17 protein-coding genes and 1 pseudogene are annotated in these 18862 nt (G+C 56.8%); 16 read left to right on the top strand and 2 right to left on the bottom strand.

The window, feature by feature from the left end; genetic code table 11:
* The first annotated feature begins 497 nt into the window (after window positions 1-497).
* From M1P90_RS14560 to M1P90_RS14570, 3 genes are read left to right on the top strand one after another with little or no spacing between them, the layout of a single operon-like run.
* Complete coding sequence (locus M1P90_RS14560) at window positions 498-863, top strand: hypothetical protein (protein WP_483703392.1); 366 nt, start codon at window positions 498-500, stop codon at window positions 861-863.
* Complete coding sequence (locus M1P90_RS14565; protein ID WP_483703394.1) at window positions 841-3105, top strand: type IV secretory system conjugative DNA transfer family protein; 2265 nt, start codon at window positions 841-843, stop codon at window positions 3103-3105. The genes M1P90_RS14560 and M1P90_RS14565 overlap by 23 nt, the downstream gene beginning before the upstream one ends.
* Window positions 3068-4042, top strand: a complete 975-nt coding sequence (locus M1P90_RS14570) for a replication-relaxation family protein (protein ID WP_483703396.1) — start codon at window positions 3068-3070, stop codon at window positions 4040-4042. Before M1P90_RS14565 ends, M1P90_RS14570 begins: the two co-directional genes overlap by 38 nt.
* 809 nt (window positions 4043-4851) lie before the next feature.
* Here M1P90_RS14570 and M1P90_RS14575 read toward each other — a convergent pair.
* Complete coding sequence (locus tag M1P90_RS14575) at window positions 4852-5049, bottom strand: hypothetical protein (protein WP_483703398.1); 198 nt, start codon at window positions 5047-5049, stop codon at window positions 4852-4854.
* Window positions 5050-5477: 428 nt separating this feature from the next.
* Here M1P90_RS14575 and M1P90_RS14580 point away from each other — a divergent pair.
* From M1P90_RS14580 to M1P90_RS14590, 3 genes and pseudogenes are all read left to right on the top strand, one after another.
* Window positions 5478-6575: pseudogene (locus M1P90_RS14580) on the top strand (recombinase family protein); the annotation flags it as partial.
* Between the two features lie 578 nt (window positions 6576-7153).
* A complete protein-coding gene (locus tag M1P90_RS14585) occupies window positions 7154-7852 on the top strand; it encodes a DUF72 domain-containing protein (protein WP_483703400.1) in 699 nt (232 codons plus the stop codon).
* A 31-nt stretch (window positions 7853-7883) separates the two neighbouring features.
* Entirely contained in the window at window positions 7884-8315 is a 432-nt protein-coding gene (locus M1P90_RS14590; protein ID WP_483703402.1) for an EamA family transporter, read from the top strand.
* Here M1P90_RS14590 and M1P90_RS14595 read toward each other — a convergent pair.
* Window positions 8305-8718, bottom strand: a complete 414-nt coding sequence (locus M1P90_RS14595) for a PPOX class F420-dependent oxidoreductase (protein WP_483703404.1) — start codon at window positions 8716-8718, stop codon at window positions 8305-8307. The genes M1P90_RS14590 and M1P90_RS14595 overlap by 11 nt on opposite strands.
* Before the next feature lie 113 nt (window positions 8719-8831).
* Here M1P90_RS14595 and M1P90_RS14600 point away from each other — a divergent pair, with 113 nt between their 5' ends.
* The 10 genes from M1P90_RS14600 to M1P90_RS14645 all read left to right on the top strand — a co-directional run bounded on the left by M1P90_RS14600 (window position 8832) and on the right by M1P90_RS14645 (window position 18797).
* Window positions 8832-11237, top strand: coding sequence for a glycoside hydrolase family 95 protein (locus M1P90_RS14600; protein ID WP_483703406.1), 2406 nt, complete (start codon window positions 8832-8834; stop codon window positions 11235-11237).
* Between the two features lie 576 nt (window positions 11238-11813).
* Entirely contained in the window at window positions 11814-12095 is a 282-nt protein-coding gene (locus M1P90_RS14605; protein WP_483703408.1) for a hypothetical protein, read from the top strand.
* On the top strand, window positions 12092-15040 hold the full coding sequence (locus M1P90_RS14610; RefSeq protein WP_483703410.1) for a hypothetical protein: 2949 nt from the start codon (window positions 12092-12094) through the stop codon (window positions 15038-15040). Before M1P90_RS14605 ends, M1P90_RS14610 begins: the two co-directional genes overlap by 4 nt.
* Window positions 15041-15099: 59 nt before the next feature.
* Entirely contained in the window at window positions 15100-15537 is a 438-nt protein-coding gene (locus tag M1P90_RS14615; RefSeq protein ID WP_483703412.1) for a hypothetical protein, read from the top strand.
* An 87-nt stretch (window positions 15538-15624) separates the two neighbouring features.
* A complete protein-coding gene (locus M1P90_RS14620) occupies window positions 15625-16281 on the top strand; it encodes a hypothetical protein (RefSeq protein WP_483703414.1) in 657 nt (218 codons plus the stop codon).
* Window positions 16282-16694: 413 nt separating this feature from the next.
* Window positions 16695-17003 (top strand): hypothetical protein, encoded by a 309-nt coding sequence (locus tag M1P90_RS14625; protein ID WP_483703416.1) that lies wholly within the window; start codon window positions 16695-16697, stop codon window positions 17001-17003.
* Window positions 16969-17400 (top strand): hypothetical protein, encoded by a 432-nt coding sequence (locus M1P90_RS14630; RefSeq protein ID WP_483703418.1) that lies wholly within the window; start codon window positions 16969-16971, stop codon window positions 17398-17400. The genes M1P90_RS14625 and M1P90_RS14630 overlap by 35 nt, the downstream gene beginning before the upstream one ends.
* On the top strand, window positions 17397-17888 hold the full coding sequence (locus M1P90_RS14635; protein ID WP_483703420.1) for a type II toxin-antitoxin system VapC family toxin: 492 nt from the start codon (window positions 17397-17399) through the stop codon (window positions 17886-17888). Before M1P90_RS14630 ends, M1P90_RS14635 begins: the two co-directional genes overlap by 4 nt.
* 181 nt (window positions 17889-18069) lie before the next feature.
* On the top strand, window positions 18070-18306 hold the full coding sequence (locus M1P90_RS14640; protein WP_483703422.1) for a hypothetical protein: 237 nt from the start codon (window positions 18070-18072) through the stop codon (window positions 18304-18306).
* A 125-nt stretch (window positions 18307-18431) separates the two neighbouring features.
* Window positions 18432-18797 (top strand): hypothetical protein, encoded by a 366-nt coding sequence (locus M1P90_RS14645; RefSeq protein ID WP_483703424.1) that lies wholly within the window; start codon window positions 18432-18434, stop codon window positions 18795-18797.
* Window positions 18798-18862: the final 65 nt, after the last annotated feature.

Raw genomic sequence — 18862 nt, forward strand, 5'->3', positions numbered from 1 at the left:
AACTTACGGAACAATCAGAACAGCGGCAACGAGACCTACGGACGATGTTAGGCGAGCGGCAGCACCAGCGGACGGAACTGCTGGGGCGGCGTGATCGAAATAGGGAGTTGTTGTTAAACAGGCGAGACGAACATCGGCGAGAGCTGCTTCGCAGAAAGAATAGTGGCAGGGGACGGCTTGCACCGGATAGCTCAGCAGCCGAGGAACAGACCGTAGGGAGTACAGTATTTACATCGGACTTGTCCCAGACCATAATTCACGAGCCGATAGCGAACCACCCAATGGAATCTGATGTACACAGCTTAACAACCTCGACTAACACCATATTTGATGCCAGCACAGCCACCGGAAGTGAGGTGCCTCCGAGAAAGGGGAGTGGGCAAAACCAACAATAGCCTCTCCAAGCACATTTCCTAATAGAAATTTTATATTCACAATGTAAACTTATCGTATAATTGTGCTACTTCTGCCTTCGTTCCACCACGATGGAGGGATGTATGTATGGCAACCTAATTGTCTATGGCGGTAAATTCAGAGGAGGGGTGGTCGAGTTGGGGCTCATTTCATCTTATGATTTGGAGATGGAAATAAGGCCACCCAGCATTAGGCAGTGGTACTATGCACATCTCGTTCCGATGTCTGATGGACAGGAACCCCCCACCAGCATAGCCGAATTTCACATGATCCAAGAAGGTGCCTACATCCTCATCTACAGGAATATTGTAACACTTGTCACAATATTTGAGCGAAAAACAGCACAAGTAACGCTCAATAAAAGCTTGATGGACAATATTCCGCATGGTCTTATCGCACTTTTTGGAAGCATCGACGGAGCGAAAAATGTCAGACGTGCTCTCCCGTAAACGCGCTCAAGACCATCGGCTTGCTGAGGCACTACAAGCCCGACAAGAGAAATTGGCCGCCCTGCTTGCCCATAATGCGAACCCTCAATCAGCACTGGTTCGCCGGCAACGCGCCAAACCACCTGCTGTCAATAACCCCGAACGGAATCTCACCACAATCCGCCAGACACAATCTGTCAGCAACCATATCCTGCTCGGCAACCAAGCTGATGCAGGCTACGCAGTTGCATTGGAACGGACAGCGCTGCACAATGGACTCTACGTGCTTGGCTTGAACGGTACGGGCAAGAGTTCGCTTTTAGAATATATGCTGCTCCAGCACGCACGAGACGGCGACGGTTTTGCGCTCCTTGACCCACACGGTGACCTGACTGATAACGTACTTGGGCACATCGGCGCAGCCGGCCGGTTGCACGACGTGGTGTATCTTGACCTCACGGCAGCAGAGCGGGTGTTTGGACTCAATATTTTTGAGTGTGCCGACCCGACTGATTACCGCCAGGTGGATGAAGTCGCATCGGCAGCCATGAGCCTATTCACCAGGCTGTGGGGCATCTCCCGCAGCGAGACACCCCGCTTAAAAATGTTTCTTCGTCACTGCTCCTATACTCTTATTTATACCAGCCACACCTTGGCTGAAATGTATGACCTGCTGACTGATGCAACGTTTCGCCAAAGCCTGGTTGCCCGCATTACCAACCCCCAGACGCGCCGCTTCTGGAGGTGGTATGACGCCCTGAAAACCGACAGGCAAACTGAGGTCAGCGACTCCACACTCAACAAAATCGATGAGCTATTGGTCAGCCCGTTTGTGCAAGCAATTGTCGGCCAGCAGCAGAGTACCTTCAATGTGCGGCAGATTATGGACGAGGGGAAGATCCTGCTGGTTCGGCTTGACCCGAAATATGAGGATATCTCAAACCTGGTCGGGATCGCCATTGTGAACCGTATTCGCCAGGCAACACTCAGTCGGCGGGAGATACCCGAGCGGGAGCGCCGGCCGTTCTACTTGTACGCCGATGAGTTTCACCGCTTTGTGTCGCGTGACTTTGCTACGCAGATTGATGAGGGGAGAAAGTATCGGGTTGGGGTCATCGTTGCCCACCAGCGGGGAAAGCAGCTCGGCGAGCTTGAAGACGTGCCAGAAGGCGTGATTAACGCCATCATCTTCAAAGTAACAGATGCTGATGCCCAGCGCCACGCTGGCCGCTTTGACTACACACCGCCTGAACCAGTAGAACCAGTGGAAGAAGAGCGACAGCGGGTTATTCCGACTGTGCCGGTGCCCGACCCGCTAGAGCATCTGCGACATAACGCGCACCAAAACCCACGGGTCAATGAGCTGCTGCGTGAGATTGACGTACTCCTGCTTGCAGAGCGCTCAGCGAAGGAAGCCAGACAGCAGGAATATGACCTGCGGACACGGGAAGAGCAGGATATCGCCACACTGAACAAGCAGACCTTTCACCCCGAAAGTTATAGAGGAAAGCCTATACTCACTAGCTACATATGGAGAGGTGATGGGAAGTATGATGTCATCAGCGAGGACAGTGTCAGACAGGAGAATATTGAGGCGCGGCGGGCGTTAGCAGTGCGGCAGCACAGGTATGCTCAGCGGCTGGGGGATTCCCCTGGCGTGTATATCAGCACCTTGCGAGAGTACTTCAGCGCCTATTTGCTGCGCTGGCTGTACGGCACCATCCCTGAAGACGATGATAGTACTGTGCAGCAATGCGCGCGGTATATGTACGACAATTTGCAGCCAATCTTCGCCGAAGACCAATCCTATCCTACACACCGGCTGCACGCGATCAGCGAGCTATTTACCCGCCTGCGCGAGCTTGGCCAGCTCCTGCGGGAAGAAAAGATATATAAACCAGATAGCCAGGAATTTGTGATTGAGTATCCGCAGACACCATACCGCGAACAACGCCGAAGCTTCCAAGACGTGCGCAATGAACTGCAAAATGCGCTGACTACCCAGCGCAAATTCACTGCCCGCTACCGGTTTGATACTGACGAAGGCATGCTGCATACAGTCAAGCCACCAGAAGCGCCACGCTTGCCCGCTGCCATTGTCGCGGCCCTGGTTGCACACTATCCGACTGTGGCTGACATTGCTGAACAAATAGACTACAGGCGAAGTGCTATAATCTCCCCACCTGCCCATGCCAACGATATTTCGCCGAAACCAGCAGAAGACGATGACGAAGAAACCCTCAGCGACGAGCGAGTCTGGTGACAAGCCGAAAAAGCGGCTGCCACAGCTTCAACGGACGAGCAAAGACAGCCTGCCAAGCTTCCGGCTCACCGAGCGGGATATGGCAATTATCGAGGCGGTGGCCAGCTACCGCGCGCTGACAACTGAGCATATTGAAATCCTGTTTTTCTCGCCCTCAACCCGCTCGAAGTGCAAGCTACGCCTCAAATATCTCTATCACCACGGCTTTTTGCTGCGCACGGAGCAGCCCCAAAGTATCTCGGAAGGGAGAAAGCCGTTTGTGTATTGGCTTGACCGGGGCGGGGCAGAACAAATAGCCATCAATCGGGGAGTCGAGTTTTCCGAAGTGGAGTGGAAACCCAACGCACACAAAATTGGCCCGCAGTTTCTCTACCACTTGCTGGATACCAATACGGTACGCATTGCCATCACCCAGGCTGCTACCAAACACGCATTCACCCTGCTTGAGTGGCGGGATGAAGAAACCTTGCGGACAGATCATGCCAATGACATTGTGACCATTAAAGGGCAACAAGGCAGCGAGCAGAAAACCATTGTCGTGCCGGATGACTACTTTATGCTTGACGTACCAGTGCCAGGCGAAAACCGCTCGCTGGTGTCCCGGTTTTTTGTTGAGATTGACCGCCGAACCGTGACGGGGGAGGCCAAAGCCTCAGCCCTCAGCCAACGGGACTGGGCACATAAAGTGCAGGCATACATCGCCTATTACCGCTCCGATGCACACATCAAGCGCTACGGCAGTACAGCTGGTCGCGTCATTACCATCACCACTGGCGAGCGGCGGGCCGCCAACCTCAAGGCTATCACCGAGCGCGTAGGAGGGAAGGCTCGCTTCTGGTTTACCACGTTTGGCCAGATAGCACCAGAAACTGTGCTGACCGAGCCGATTTGGTCGGTTGCTTCACGAGAGGGACTGTATACGCTGACCAAGGAATAGGGAAGGGGAGTAGGCTCAACGGAGTCGCCTGGCCTGGCTGCAAAGGTACACGAAAATTATGTTCCATCTGTGCTTCTTACCTAGCACAAATGAGCCCAAGACTCATAGGTAAGAATTGAAGTTACTGCGGCCGCCTGTGGCCGTAATGCAACTCCTCCACCCCGATTGAAACGAGGCGTTCAAGTCTTAGCCACCTTCACATACCGTCGTAAAGGAAGCCGCAGCACAAGACCAGGCGAACAAGTACCCCTCAGTGTAGCAAACCGGTTTCGCCTGCTGGGTAATAGGTATGTAATAGAGTTTGCTGGCGATTTTTGTCGTATCGTGAGCACTGTCTGATTGTTTCAACTGGTGGCCACTGGCGCGCGGTCTTGACCTGGCGCGCTTTTTTTGTGCTATCCCGCACGGGAGGACGGCGGCGCGGGACGGGCATACGGCAGCCAGAGTAGGTAAGAAGCAGCCTCCCCGTGCGGGTGGGGAAGGGTAGCGCGCCGGTCAAGACCAAGACGAGCGCGCGCCTGGCGGCTTCGCAACCCGAATGTGAATTGTTTGAAGTCCGGTTACGGGGCACCGGCAGGCAGAGAGCGCCGGCGTTATGCTTTGCTGAAAGCCCTGCCATTTCTCCATCCCCATCTTCAATGCGGAAAAGTTATAGACCTTCGCAGCAAACCTCCCGGTAAAATCCGGACTCGTCGGCGTGGACACAAAAGATTACCTGGCAGCAATGCACGGCCCAAGATGATTATAAGAGACAAGGGCATGCGTTCAAGTGGAAATAGAACCACCTGAGTTACATAATCGTCATAGACTTAGAACAGCCGCAGCTGCTCGGGTGGCGGCTCCTTCTTCGGCCTGCCAGGTTTCCGCTTTGGTTGTTCCGGTTCTCCTTTAATGCTATAGCTACCGGGGCTTTCCTTGATCTTCTTGGCCTCTGCCGATAGCCGCAAGTAGGCTTTTTCCAGCCGGGATTTGTTGAGTTGATGGGTTAAGTCACTTTCCGGCTCCATGTTTCCTCCTGGTAAGTCATTGCCGATATACCGATAGCTCCCTACTGACACAAAGCAGGGAGTGCGTTTTTTTGTTTCCTCCCCGCCGTAGGCTTTGCCCGAAACGAAGCGAACCGGCCGTAGGGGAAAGAGCCGGAGGCGGCGACTATAAAACTGGCCGACTTTCGGCGGAAAGTCGCACCATCCTGTTAGCCGCCGCAGTGCTCTTCCGGTGAGCGAGTGAAGGGCTATACTCAGCAGCGGGAGGAACAAAACCCTGACCTGGCAATGTAATCAACGATTTTCGTTGAGCCCATGAAATCTTAATAGAGTCAAAACGACTCTAAGCATGTACATGCTTTCGTGACTCGACTCACAATATAGACGTAGCATGAATGTGCGAGTAGAATGTGTGTACGCGGTGATGATTTCTACTCCAGGAGGCTTCAATGATAGGCGCTGTGTATGGCCGTACCTCGCACGAGACCGATGACACCTACTCCGTGTCTTCACAGATGGACGCCGGACTTGCCTATGCCCAGACGAAGAGTATCAACGTTCCCCCTGAGTGTGTGTTCCGCGAGGACTACAGCGGACGGGTGCTCGACCGGCCGGAGATGAACAAGATTCGGCAGCTTATCAGAGAGAAGAAAATACAAGCCCTCATCATCTACGCAACAGACCGGCTCGCCCGCCGAACAGGTGTCGGTGAAATCCTGCTGGACGAGATGATCGATAACGGCGTCCAACTCCACATCGTTCAATGGGGTAGCTACGTCCGAGACATCCCAGAGGACCGGCTACGCTTTAACTTCGAAACGACCTTCAGCTCATACGAGCGCGATAAATTCCTTGAGCGCGGGCGGCGCGGCAAGAAAAAGAAAGCACAGCTTGGTTTCGTGCCGGGGAATGCGGGCATTGCCTTTGGCTATAAACTCAACGCCAGTAAGACCGGCTATGAGTTCTCTGAATACGCCTACATAGCCGAGGAGATATTGAAGCTCTATGTTGATGGCTGGCGGAACGTCGATATCTACAACCTGATGCTCTCCAAAGGCTATCCCACACCGGGTGAGATTGAGTATGAGTGGCGCATGGACTACTACAATACCAAGCTGAGGGAGGGTGTCATTACCCAAGAGGAATACGACAAGAAAAAGGAGTACTGCATCAAGCGCCGGGGCCGTGCCGAGTGGAATTTCTCGATGATTTACCCCATTCTCCGCAAACACCAACTCTACGCCGGTAAGTTCACTTTTTCTGTGCATACGGAGAAGTTCACTGTCTCAGTGCCGGCTCTGATTACCGAAGAGGAGTCACAGGAAATAGCCCGCCGTCTGGATGAGTCGCGCCACCGCACGGAACGTAAGGACAAGCCCAAGCATAACTTCCTGATGGGTCGCAGGCTTCGCTGTGCTGTCTGTGGCAACGTGTATGTTAGTCAATATAATGACAAGGGGTACTTCTCTTACAACTGCTGGGGGAAGAACCCGAAGGCATACAAGGTCTGTAGCGTCAAGAACCTCAAGCGCGACGACGTAGACAATAAGGCCAAGGAGTTCCTAAGAGAGCTGCTGCTTAACCCTCGCCGGCTCTTCAACTGGTGGGAGGAACAGCACAAGGCTGAGATAGAACAAACCGAGCACCGAGCCGAGGTAGTCGAGGCCATCAAGCGCAAGATTGAGGCAACGCAGGCTAAGTATCACCGTACCCTTGACCGCCTCACGGACGCGCTGGACGCCGATGAAGCCGCCTACTACACTCAACAGCGAGACAGTCTCAGGAATCTGATAGCTGAGTACAGAGAGGAATTGGAGAAATTAACCGAAAAACAGCTTCTGGGCAAGGTCTCTCAGGAGATCGTGCAGGATTTCATGACGATGGGTGAAGAGTACCGCTACGCATTGGAGCACTCCAATAGCTTCGAGTTCTGGCGCGGTCTCATAGAGGATCTTGACGTGACAGGGCTTATCGGCGAACATGAGGGGCGCAGGTACATCGAATTTCTTGTATTCGGGAAAACGCGGAAGCGGTTTTACCTGACTACAGAGCCAAACGCTGAGCAAGGCGAACAGAGTAAAATATCTTTCACACCTAGTTCTACGCCACGCCCAAGCCAGAAGTGGTGCAGCGTTGGGTTGAAGAAACGCCTGAGCATTTTCGATTCTGTTGCAAAATGCCCCGCGAGATCAGTCATGCTGGCCCGCTGGTGGAGCAACTTGCCGCAACCCAGGCATTTGTCGAGCGCATGGCCCCGCTGGGCGCGCGCCTCGGCCCATTCTTCCTGCAGCTCCCGCCCGGCTACCCGCCCCACAAGCTCGCCGACCTCGGCGCGTGGCTGGCGGCATGGCCCGCAGGCTACCCCATCGCCGTCGAGGTGCGCCACGACGACTGGTACACCCCGCCGCACGAAGCCGCGCTGATGGAACTGCTTACGCAGCATGGCGCGGGCCGCGTCGTGATGGACGTGCGCCCGCTCAGCGCGGGGCCGCTGCCCGGCGCCGATTTCGACCTGGAGGCCGCGCGCGACCGCAAACCCGACGTGCCGATGCACCCGCTCCACAGTGGCAGCATGGCGCTCATCCGCTACATCGGCCACCCCACGCCCGAGTTCAACGAGCCATTCCTCGACGAGTGGGCCGCGCGCGTGGCCGAGTGGCTATCCGCTGGCATCGAGGTCTTTTTCTTCTGCCACTGCCCCGACGAGCGGCGCTCGCCGGCCTTGTGCCGGGCTTTCCAGCGCCGGCTTGAGCGCCTGGCCGACGTGCCGCCGCTGCCGTGGGACACGCTCGACGACACGCCCGAGCAGCTCACCTTATTCTGATCACATACGCATCTTCCAGAAAGGAACAGCCATGCAGCTCAGCTCGATGCCCTGGTGGGCCTTCGCGCTTTTGTCGGCCTTGTTCGCCGCGCTCACCACTATTTTCGCCAAAATCGGGCTCGAAAACGTCAGCTCAAACCTCGCCACCGCAATTCGCACAGTTGTCATTCTGCTGATCGCCTGGGGCATCGTCTTCGCCACCGGCGAGGCCAAGAACATCGGCACGATCGGCTCGCGCGCCTGGCTGATGCTCATCCTCTCAGCGGTGGCGACGGGCCTGTCGTGGCTGTGCTACTTTCGCGCCCTGCAAATCGGCAAGGCCTCCTTTGTCGCGCCGCTCGACAAAAGCAGCACCGTGATGATTCTGGTGCTGTCGGTGATCTTCCTGGGCGAGCCGCTCAGCTGGAAGTCGGTGCTCGGCACGGCGCTGATTGTCGGCGGGACGCTGGTGTTTATTCTGTAGCGGGGATCGTCACGGCCGGCGTGATGCGAATGGCGACCCAGCGCTCGGCGGGCTGCTTGCCGAAACGCGTGCGCAGCGCCCGCATCAGCTCAATGCCGCGCCAGACCATGCCGTACTTCGCCACAATCGCGCCGCGCGTGCGGTCGGATTCGCCCGCGCTAAGCACGCTCGCCGTCGCATCGATCCACGCGCCAGTGATCTCGCCGCGACCGGTGCTGGGCGCGATGCGCACATGCGGGTTGGCGCGGATGCGCTTGACCTTGCCGCTCGCTTCAATGGTGCGCACAAGCAGTGTGCCGCTTTCTTCGGCAAAGCCCACTGGCGTGCGCACGGGCGTGCCGTCTTTGCGGAAGGTTTCGAGAGTGATAAATCGCTGGTTCAGAATTGGCTGTAGCTGGTTCACGGCGCGGCTCCTCAACACGGCTTCTTGCATACGCATACGCGCCGCTGGCGGGCGCGGATGCGACCGAACGCAGTGGGTTTATTCGCGAGCTTGAAGGAGCGGAGCAAGGCACAATGACAGCTGAGCACGACGATCTGGTTCTCTGGTATCCCGAGCCGGCCGCCGAGTGGGTTGCGGCGCTGCCGGTTGGCAATGGCCGGCTGGGCGCAATGGTATTTGGCGGCATCGCAACTGAGCGATTGCAGCTCAACGACGATAGGCTCTGGTCGGGCGGGCCGCGCGATTGGGATGTGCCACGCGCGCGCGAGGTGCTGCCCGAAATTCGCCGCCTGATTATGGCGGGCGACTACCGCGCCGCCGACGAGTTATGTAAACAGATGCAAGGGCCATACAACCAGTCCTACCAGCCGCTTGGCGATCTGTTGCTCGATTTCGATGCCGGCGGGCCAGCCGAGGAATACCGGCGCGCGCTTGATCTGCGCACGGCGCTAGCCAGCACAACCTTCCGAGTGGGCGATGTCACATTTCGCCGCGAAGTGTTTGCCAGCGCGCCCGATCACGTAATTGTGGTGCGGCTCAGCGCCAGCCAGCCCGGCGCGCTCAATTTCACCGCACGGCTCAGCGCGCCCCACCCGCACGGCGTTGAGCCGCTCGGCGCGAACGGTCTGACGCTGCGTGGCACCTGCCCATCGCACGTCGCGCCCAGCTACGACCATGTCGAAAACCCGGTGATCTATGGGCCGGAAGGCGCGGGCATGCGCTTTGCCGTGCAGCTCGTCGCGCTGCTCGACGGCGACGGGCGCGTTTCTGCCACGCCCGAAGGTTTGCGTGTCGAAGGAGCAAGCAGTGTGATGCTGCTGTTGTCGGCGGCCACCAGCTTCAACGGCTACAACCGCGACCCTGGCCGCGACGGGCGCGACCCGGTGGCGCTGGCGGGGCACGCCTTGCAGGCCGCCAGCCACCGCAGCTACGCCGACTTGCGCGCCACACACATTGCCGACTACGGCGCGCTGTTTGGTCGCGTCGCGCTTGATCTGGGCCACACCGAAGCCGCCAGCCTGCCCACCGACGAGCGCGTGCGCCGCTGGCGCGCTTCCAACGACCCGCAGCTTGTGGCGCTGCTATTCCAGTATGGTCGCTACCTGCTGATTGCATCGTCGCGGCCCGGCACGCAGCCCGCCAACCTGCAAGGCATCTGGAACGACGAAATTCGCCCGCCGTGGAGCGCCAACTGGACGCTCAACATCAACGCCGAAATGAACTACTGGCCCGCCGAAACAACCAACCTGGCCGAGTGCCACACGCCGCTGTTCGATTTGATCGCCGAGCTGAGCGAAACCGGGCGCGCAACCGCCGCAACCAACTACGGCTGCCGCGGCTGGGTCGCTCACCACAACACCGACCTGTGGCGGCAATCGTCGCCGCCGGGCGACTACGGGCGCGGCAACCCGGTGTGGGCGGCCTGGCCCATGGGCGGCGCGTGGCTCTGCCAGCACCTGTGGGAACATTATGCCTTTGGCGGCGACACAGCCTTTCTGCGCGAGCGCGCCTACCCGCTCATGCGCGGCGCGGCCGAATTCTGCCTGGACTGGCTGATTGAAGACGGCACGGGCCACCTCGTCACCGCGCCCGCAACCTCGCCCGAAAACCCCTTCACCACGCTGGATGGCGTGCAGGCCGGCGTGAGCATGGCCACCACCATGGACATGGCAATCATTGGCGACCTGTTCGCCAATTGCAGTGCCGCCGCGCGCATTCTGGGCATCGACGCGGAATTTCGCGACGCGCTGGATGCAGCTCGCCAGCGGCTCTACCCCACAAAGATCGGTCGTCACGGGCAGGTGCAGGAATGGTTCGAAGATTGGGACGACCCCAACGATCATCATCGCCATGTTTCGCACCTGTTTGGACTCTACCCTGGCCGCCAGATCACGCCGCGCGGCACGCCCGATCTGTTCGCAGCCGCGCGCCGCACGCTCGGCCTGCGTGGCGACGCCGGCACGGGCTGGTCGATGGCGTGGAAGCTGAACTTCTGGGCGCGGCTGCTCGACGGCGAGCGCGCCTATGCGCTGCTCACGCACCTGATCGGCTTGCAAACCCAGAGCAAGGTGGTATTTGAAGGCGGCGGCCTGTACCCGAACCTGTTTGGTGCGCACCCGCCCTTCCAGATCGATGGGAATTTTGGCCTGACAGCGGCGCTTGCCGAGCTGCTGCTGCAAAGCCACGCTGGCGAATTGCACCTGCTGCCGGCCCTGCCCGCCGCCTGGCCGAACGGCAGCGTCAGCGGGCTGCGTGCGCGCGGCGGCTTTGAATGCGACCTGACGTGGCGCGGCGGGCAGCTGCACAGCGCGGCAATTCGCGCAAGCCGCGCGGGCGCGTGCTGCGTGCGGGTGGCGCAGCCCTGCATGATCACGCTCGACGGCCAGCATGTCGCTGCTGGCGGCGGAGATGAGGAAGTGATCTGCTTCACGGCTGAGGCAGGGCGCGTCTACCAGGTCGCTCGGCTTGGCCACCCATAGGCAGTAGAGCAATTTGGCACCAAAAAAAGCGAGCCATTGAGTTTCTTCTCAGTGGCTCGCCTGTGGTGTATTGGAAACGAAGTGGCGCGGGCGGCGGGGCTCGAACCCACAACCTACGGTTTAGAAGTTCATTTTTTCTGCTCGTCACGTACCGACAAGACATTACCATTCCGCATCAGGAAGAGGAAAGCAACCTGCGCGCTACGACTGTCGCCGTCCCATTCCGCCAATGGATTCCATCCCGAATTGCATCCTGGATCGACCGGTTCGCATGTAACCTGGATTACATACCGCCCTTGCGCTGCATGGTATAATTTCTGTGTCTCCATAACTGGCGTCAACAACTTGCTTATGTGCCTTCTGAGCACTCGATCGGCCCTTTTGAGGGGCTGATTCGGGTGCTCTTTTTTGTTCGCCGTCGGATTTTTAGGCAAAGCAAAAGCCGCAGGGTAGCAACCTGCGGCCGATGCTCACAATCATTACAATCGTGTGCTGTGTATAAATCTTTGAGTGGTGGTCAACCTCTTAAAGTATACACGCACACCAACGGGGCCGTCAAGCCCTTATGGAGTCATTATGTATACTTTACCTTCATCGTCTGCTAGTGCAGACGAAACCGACAAGAGCCTCAACGCACGCCCCCGCATCGAGATCGGCCACCTCTCAGCTGAGCAGGTTGCCGAGCTTGTTACCAATCGGATTGATTTCAGTAATGCGCCAGACTATGACGATGTGCATATTCGTCACGCCGTGTCTTGGGCATTAGTGTTTCTGCAAAACGATAGAGTTATGCTGTGCCTCACCCGACGCCAGTGCGCCGCCATCCGCGCCCGCCTGCAAAGCGAGGCGGCCCGATGACGACCCCACAATCAACCGCTGATCTGGTGCTCGCATACCTTGCAACCTACGATCTGAAGAGAATTGGCAATGCTAAATATGCAGCCAATCGACCGTGGAGTACTGGCAGTGACAGTCAGGCTCTGAAAGTATTAATTCACGATGGCGAGCATGGTTGCTATAAAGACCATGTCGAGGGCTCATCTGGCTCGTTATATGACTTGGCAAAACGCCTAGGTATCCCGCTCTCGTCAGCAGGTACCAGCACAGCAGCACCGCCTTCCAGCAAACGTGCGTACACGGGCATCGACGATTATGCAACTGAGCATGGTATTGATGCTACGGTACTAACTAGTGCTGGATGGTCTGTCAGGCCGCATTACTGCAAGAACAACAAAGTATATCGTCCTGCATTGCATATTCCAACCAGCACAGGCACACGTATTCGCTATCTCGATGATTTGAAACCATCTTATCGGAGTCCAAAAGACTACGAACCGTGCTGGTATCGCCTTGCCGAAGCAGCGCAGATTGCAAATCAAACAGGGCAACCGCTAGTTATAGTTAATGGCGAGGTTTCAGCGCTTGCTGGTCAGCACCGTGGTGTCGCAGCCACAACAATACCCGGTGGCGAAGAAGCAATCGCCAACAAGCTCGCAGGCGGCCTGCTCGCAGAATTGCAAAGCGTCTACGCTGGATCTATTTTCATCCTACTCGATTGCGATCCGGCAGGTCGTACTGCCGCGCTCGCCGTGAAAGACGTACTTTCCGAAGCTGGTTACGTAGCCTACGCCAAGGATATGAGCGGCTATAAAGGCTTCGACGCTGCAAATTTTTTCCATTTGCACGGTCTGGATTCAGCATCTGAGCTACAAAACAATTTGCCCGATGTGCAACAGCAATCAGCCACAGCGAGTCCAGGCAGCAGTCAGAATAATGCAAACGGCCGCACCATCGTTGAAGTCTTCGACCGACCGATGCATGACATTGCGCCCGAAGTATGGGATGCAATTATTGCTTCGAATACACCACCCACCCTGTTCAGAACAAATGGAACGTTGCTGGCTTTAACCGCCGACGACAATGATGCAGCTGTGCTTATGCCAGTCGACAAGCATCGTCTTCGCGCCCTGCTGAGCCGTTGTTGTGTGTTCCAAGAAACGCGCGATGGCCGCAGTGCCACAAAGACAATCACGCAGCGCTCAGCGCCCGACGATATCGTGCAGTATTTGCTCCACACGATCGACGAGCGCCTGCCAATCGTTACGCACATCGTTCACTGTCCAACGTTTGCACCCGACGGCACGTTGCTCGACCAGCCAGGCTATCATGCGAGTGCGCGACTTTTCTACGATCCTCGACCAGGGCTTACGATTCCGCCGATTCCTGAACGGCCAACTGAGGCTGATGCCGAACAAGCGAAATCGCTGCTCAACGATGATTTATTGCGCGACTTTCCGTTTGTCACTGCAGCCGACCGCACGCACGCGATTGCACTGATGCTGTTGCCCTACGTGCGTGGCATGATCCCAGGCCCCACCCCACTGCATCTAGTCGAGGCACCCATAATGGGGTCTGGCAAAAGCCTCCTTGCACAGGTACTCATGCTGCCGGCCCTGGGTACCGAGCCCTCAGCGATGGCTGAGGGCGGCGACGATGCCGAATGGCGCAAGCGCATCACTGCCAGCATCCTCGATGGCTCCAGCATTATTTTTATTGACAACGCCAATAGCACAATCGCTTCTGGCGCTCTTGCGATGGCGCTCACAGCGCGAGAAATCACCGATCGCGTGCTTGGTCGCTCTGAGCAGGTTCGATTACCCGTGCGTTGCACCTGGCTGATGACCACAAACAATGCGGCGACATCCACCGAGATTGCCCGCCGCAGCATCCGGATTCGCATTGACCCACGTGTTGATAAGCCTTGGGAACGCAATGGTTTCAAGCATTCCGATCTGAATGGCTGGGTCAAAGCGAATCAAGGTCGGTTGATTTGGGCAGCCTGCACGCTGATTCGCTATGGATTGCAGCACGGTCGTCCAGGTCGATTGCTCGGATCGTTTGAAGATTGGGCGAGCCTGATGGGGCGTGTGTTGAACGGTTGTGGTTTTGCAGACTTCCTGGGCAACCTGCAAGACCTGTACGACCGTGCCGATAGCGAAGGTGCGGCCTGGCGCGAGCTGATCGAACTCTGGTGGGCTACGTATGGTGATACAAGCGTTCGTGCCGCAGATCTTTATCAGATTGTAGCTGAGCATACGCTGGATTTGTCGCTACGAGGAAACACTGAGCGAGCTTTGGCTGTCAGCTTTGGCCGAGCGATATCCCGCATGGCAGATCGTATTTTCACGCTGGAAACAGGAGGGATGACACGCCAATTTCAAATTGCACAGGCTGGCGTATCGCACAAGACGAGTCTCTGGTGCCTCAAATTGCTTACGACGAACACAAAAGGGGGAGATGGGGGAGAAAGGGGAGATTTACAACAACTACATACGCGGATACAGGCAGGCGCACACGCGCACATGCGAGACGAAGCGGCTGTAAAAAATCCCCCAATTCCCCCATATCCCCCCGATGTCATGCCCTCGCCATCTGAAACCGACACGCCGCAGGCTGTATCCGAGGCCCGAGTGATTGCGCTACCGGAAGATCGCCAGACTACTGCGGTATTTCAGGTGAGCGATCTCGCAATAATTTCGCGATTGGAAGCACTGGTTTCTAACGCAGATGCCCAAGCACTCGCCGTTGCACGAATGTCACTTGCGCAGCTGCACGATACGGATTTGCGCACAACTTGGGAGGCGAAAATTACGGCTGCTCAGCAGAATACTGAGACTTCAATCCTATCCAACCCAGCATACCGGGCTATACCACGCCGCCCAAATATCAATACTCTACTTGCGCAAAGGGCCGACGCTGAAATTGCAGCACTGCAAGCAGTGCCTGCTGACGAAGACCAATAGATACAGCATATGCGCCGGCTGCTTGTGGTGGCCGGCGCACTCACACACAGGAGCATTCAATGACTACCGAAGATGAAATCGACACTCTGCTCGACCAAATTCCGCTTGAGCGCTGGCTGCGGTTTTCACCTGCGCAGGAAGCCCGTTTGCTAGCTAGCTTTCTTGGGCCGCGCGGCACCGGCCGCACGCTGCGCTCAGGCAAAAACAACACGCGGGCTATCCCACTTGAACCGTTGAGCGACGCCGAGCTGGACGAACTGCGTGCGAGCCTGCCAGCGCATCCCGACGGCGAGCCTGCTGGTTGGTGGTCAAACGACCAACTGCGCGCCTTCATCGACAGCGCCGACGCGCGCCTGGCCGCAGCGCCGAAGCCCGCGCCACAGCTCGATTTGAACCGCTTGTCGCCCGAGCAGTTGAACCGTGTGTCGCAGTGTCGCACAAGCGAGCAGTACGAGCAGGTCGCTCAGGCCATTTTAGCCGAGCAGCAAGCCAAATAGCGCGACGTGAGCGTGCACCGAGCGTGCGCGTCCCATGATGTGTGAGGCTTTAACGACTTTTTCACGAATAAACAGAAGGGAAACATTATGGCAACTCAAACCCCAACTCAAGCACGGGCGGCCTTTGCTGCTGCCGAACAGGCCCGTGACGAAGCCCAGCGCGCCTACCACGAGGCTGCGGAAGAGCGAGCAAAGGCACGGCAGGCAGGCGACATTGCGGCGGCCGATCGCTGGAATGAACGCTGCGGTGAGCTCAATATCCAGTTGCGTTTTGCTCAAGGGGCAGTTACAGAGGCGCGCGAAGGCGTCGATCGGGCCAACGCTGAGCTGCGATCACGGCTGAACAATGTGGCATCGCTGAGCAGCCAGACAGCGCGTGTTGGGCAGCAGTTGCGCGAGGCTGAGGCACAGGTTGCTTCGCTCGCGCCCGAACTGGCACACCTGCAAGCCGCGCTAGCCGAGGCACAGGCGCTGCTGGCCGAGTTCCAGGCTGACGAGCCTACAGAGCAGCCCAGCGCGGCTCCTGAGCCTGTACAGCCAGTCGAGCGCGACATAGTGTGGCCCCAGCCTGCGCGCGTGGTGGGTGCCGGCCGCGCTGACGCACAGTACTTCATGCGCGACGGCACACCCTGCGATCCCTGGGGCCGACCGCTAGAAGGTGTTGAGCCAGCACCAGCGCCGGCCGAGACGCCTGCAAAGCCTGACCCAATGGCGCCGCAAACCGGCCCGGCGCTGTGGGAGTAGCGATGAGTGCTCGACCGACCACCTGCACCACCTGCGGCGCCGCGCTCCAGCAGCCACCACGAGGGCGCACACGGCGCTATTGTAGCGACACCTGCCGGCACGCAGTGCCTCGCACCAGCACGACGCTCAAAGCCACCACGTCCTGCGTTGTGTGCGCGTCAGCAGTCGAGCAACCGCCGCGCGGCCGACGCCGAAAATACTGCGACAGCTGCGTGAGCCAGCTCGGACATCGCACACAGGCCACGCAAGCGCGGAAAATGCCGCGCAAAATGATTTGAACGCCTTCTACGCAAACGCCTTCGGTGATGAGCCGAAGGCGTTTTAGTGCTATCACGTCATTACGGTAGTATCATTGACTGCATTGAATGAGCGTGCTAGCATAAGATAGGCACTATTGCGGCAGGGGTCATTCTATGAAGCTCTATTCTGTTGTTTATATTGCACGCCGTATAGTAGGTGATGATACAGAAATTCGCGTCAATCCAGTTCTTCTTACGAGTGCAACTGAGGAATCGGCTCTTCAGGAAGCTCAGCAATCCGCACCTATTGTTTTTCCCTCTAGCGAAGGCTGGATAGATCAAGCACTTGTATGGGTTGAAATAGAACAGGGTATGCCATTTGATGATGGACGGCGATTAGTTTGGGAAATTCGCGAACCGCAAAGTGAAAATGGGCAAGGAGAAGAACATGGCACAGACCGGCCAGAAGCCCAAGCAGATTAAGTCAGATGCCCATTTTACATCTCGTCAGGTCATCAGAGAGCCAAGGCAGGGTAGTTTTCGGCTCACTGCTGGACGTTCACAGCAGATAACCCACGCAAGGGGTGTTGCTGTTGCTGTTGCTCGTAATGCTACCTGGACGCCAAGGCTTATCATGGGCCGGGCATCTAACCCTGACGGAGTAACACAAATCTCAGGAGAGAGTAACATTCAAGGAGAAGGCGATAAAGGTAATAGAGCATTGCCGTTCCTTACTGTGGATATCTCTCATCCAAACTATTCCGCACTTGCACTTCTTCGCAAAATATGGGATCAAGACAAAGAAACTCACAGTCTTGCTTGGGCAGCAATCGAAGAATCTCTTGATAAGGATCGTTTGTCAGACCGTGATCGACTATGAGTCGGATTATTCTGCTTGACTCAACGCCTCTAGGCTTTGTGATCGCACCGCATTCTAGCAAGCAGCATGAAGATTGTTTTTTATGGCTTGCGACACTTTTAAACAAAGGGATTGATGTGCGTATACCTGAAGTATGCGACTATGAAGTGCGTCGCGGCATTATACGAGCAGCTACTAGCCCTAAAAGAACATTGCCTGAACGTACTGCATCATCAAAAATACTCACTTCTTTAGATGAATTTGTATCGACCCTGGGTTATGTGCCGCTTTCAACAAAAGCAATGCGACGCGCAGCAGAGGTTTGGGCAGAAACTAGGATTCAAGGCTACCCTACAGCGTCGGATGATGCGTTTGATGGAGATATGGTTTTATGTGGTCAAGCCCTTATGCTAGCTGATGAAGGGCATACGGTTACTGTTGCTACAGCTAATGTGAAACATCTTACCTTACTCGTAGATGCGCGTAAATGGGAGGATATACAGGAATAGCTATCTCACGCTTCGACGCTGGATACTCCTGTCCGACCATGCTACACTTCACTCTGCATGGTCGGTAGCCGCAATTTGGCAAGGCACGGCAGTGATAACTGGCCGGCCACGCCATATCGTGATCTTCGACAATAGGGCGGCTACAATGCTATATCAGGCCGTCAAGACAAGGGCTAACTGTATGGAAAAGCGCACAGGGTCGTTTGTAGCTAAGGGCGATGATGGACGAGAGTACACACTATATATCTACACCGAATATGCCCGTGCTGATGCGCAGGGTGAGTCGCCTAGTGTAACCGAAGGTACTCAGCGGCTTGTTACTTCAAATGGCGATCCAGTCAATGTTATATCCTCCGGTGTTTACTACTTGCCCGGTGATGGTGTAACGATACGGTCTGATGATCCAAAAGCACCGTAGCAGGTGTGGATTTACCCTCGTTAGTGCTTGCACGGCATGGTATAATCAGGCAAAGGCGAAACACGAGCCCTGAGCTCTCACCCTTCTTGGGTTGGGGCTTTTTTGTTGCCTGAAGGATGAGTGTTGTGGCGGTCACGCTGCGCGAGTTGCAAAAGCCTGTTGGTATTGTGTTGGTCGAATACGGCGAGCACCTGATCGAAGTGCATTTTAAGCCAGCCATAATCACGGTGGATTGGGCCGAGTCGCGCGAGTCGTTGTCGATCCTGCTGGGCCAGGCACTCATCTGGTGGGACGTGATCGACGATGCTGGGCACGCGCTCGTTCCCACCGCCTGTGCCGATCCCACTGAGCAGGCGGCCCAGTGGTCACTCATCCTTCGCACGATACCGCTCGGCCTGCTGTACGCCCTTGAAAAGGCGGTGCTGGCTGCGGTGCGCACACCATCGCAGTTTGCGCCCCATCAGCGTTCGCTTGTGACCCTCGCAGCCTAAAGCGGCTGCACGCAATTCGACAGAAGCACGCGCCATTGAGCGCTTCAGTATGGCTGAGGCATTTC

It is taken from the genome of Kouleothrix sp. 19917 (assembly GCF_057073505.1).

What these genes read in the sequence shown, in the direction of transcription:
- M1P90_RS14560 (WP_483703392.1), top strand. Translation starts at nt 498, where the DNA reads ATGTATGGCAACCTAATTGTCTATGGCGGTAAATTCAGAGGAGGGGTG.
- M1P90_RS14565 (WP_483703394.1), top strand. Translation starts at nt 841, where the DNA reads ATGTCAGACGTGCTCTCCCGTAAACGCGCTCAAGACCATCGGCTTGCT.
- M1P90_RS14570 (WP_483703396.1), top strand. Translation starts at nt 3,068, where the DNA reads ATGACGAAGAAACCCTCAGCGACGAGCGAGTCTGGTGACAAGCCGAAA.
- M1P90_RS14575 (WP_483703398.1), bottom strand. Translation starts at nt 5,049, where the DNA reads ATGGAGCCGGAAAGTGACTTAACCCATCAACTCAACAAATCCCGGCTG.
- M1P90_RS14590 (WP_483703402.1), top strand. Translation starts at nt 7,884, where the DNA reads ATGCAGCTCAGCTCGATGCCCTGGTGGGCCTTCGCGCTTTTGTCGGCC.
- M1P90_RS14600 (WP_483703406.1), top strand. Translation starts at nt 8,832, where the DNA reads ATGACAGCTGAGCACGACGATCTGGTTCTCTGGTATCCCGAGCCGGCC.
- M1P90_RS14605 (WP_483703408.1), top strand. Translation starts at nt 11,814, where the DNA reads ATGTATACTTTACCTTCATCGTCTGCTAGTGCAGACGAAACCGACAAG.
- M1P90_RS14610 (WP_483703410.1), top strand. Translation starts at nt 12,092, where the DNA reads ATGACGACCCCACAATCAACCGCTGATCTGGTGCTCGCATACCTTGCA.
- M1P90_RS14615 (WP_483703412.1), top strand. Translation starts at nt 15,100, where the DNA reads ATGACTACCGAAGATGAAATCGACACTCTGCTCGACCAAATTCCGCTT.
- M1P90_RS14620 (WP_483703414.1), top strand. Translation starts at nt 15,625, where the DNA reads ATGGCAACTCAAACCCCAACTCAAGCACGGGCGGCCTTTGCTGCTGCC.
- M1P90_RS14625 (WP_483703416.1), top strand. Translation starts at nt 16,695, where the DNA reads ATGAAGCTCTATTCTGTTGTTTATATTGCACGCCGTATAGTAGGTGAT.
- M1P90_RS14630 (WP_483703418.1), top strand. Translation starts at nt 16,969, where the DNA reads ATGGCACAGACCGGCCAGAAGCCCAAGCAGATTAAGTCAGATGCCCAT.
- M1P90_RS14635 (WP_483703420.1), top strand. Translation starts at nt 17,397, where the DNA reads ATGAGTCGGATTATTCTGCTTGACTCAACGCCTCTAGGCTTTGTGATC.
- M1P90_RS14640 (WP_483703422.1), top strand. Translation starts at nt 18,070, where the DNA reads ATGGAAAAGCGCACAGGGTCGTTTGTAGCTAAGGGCGATGATGGACGA.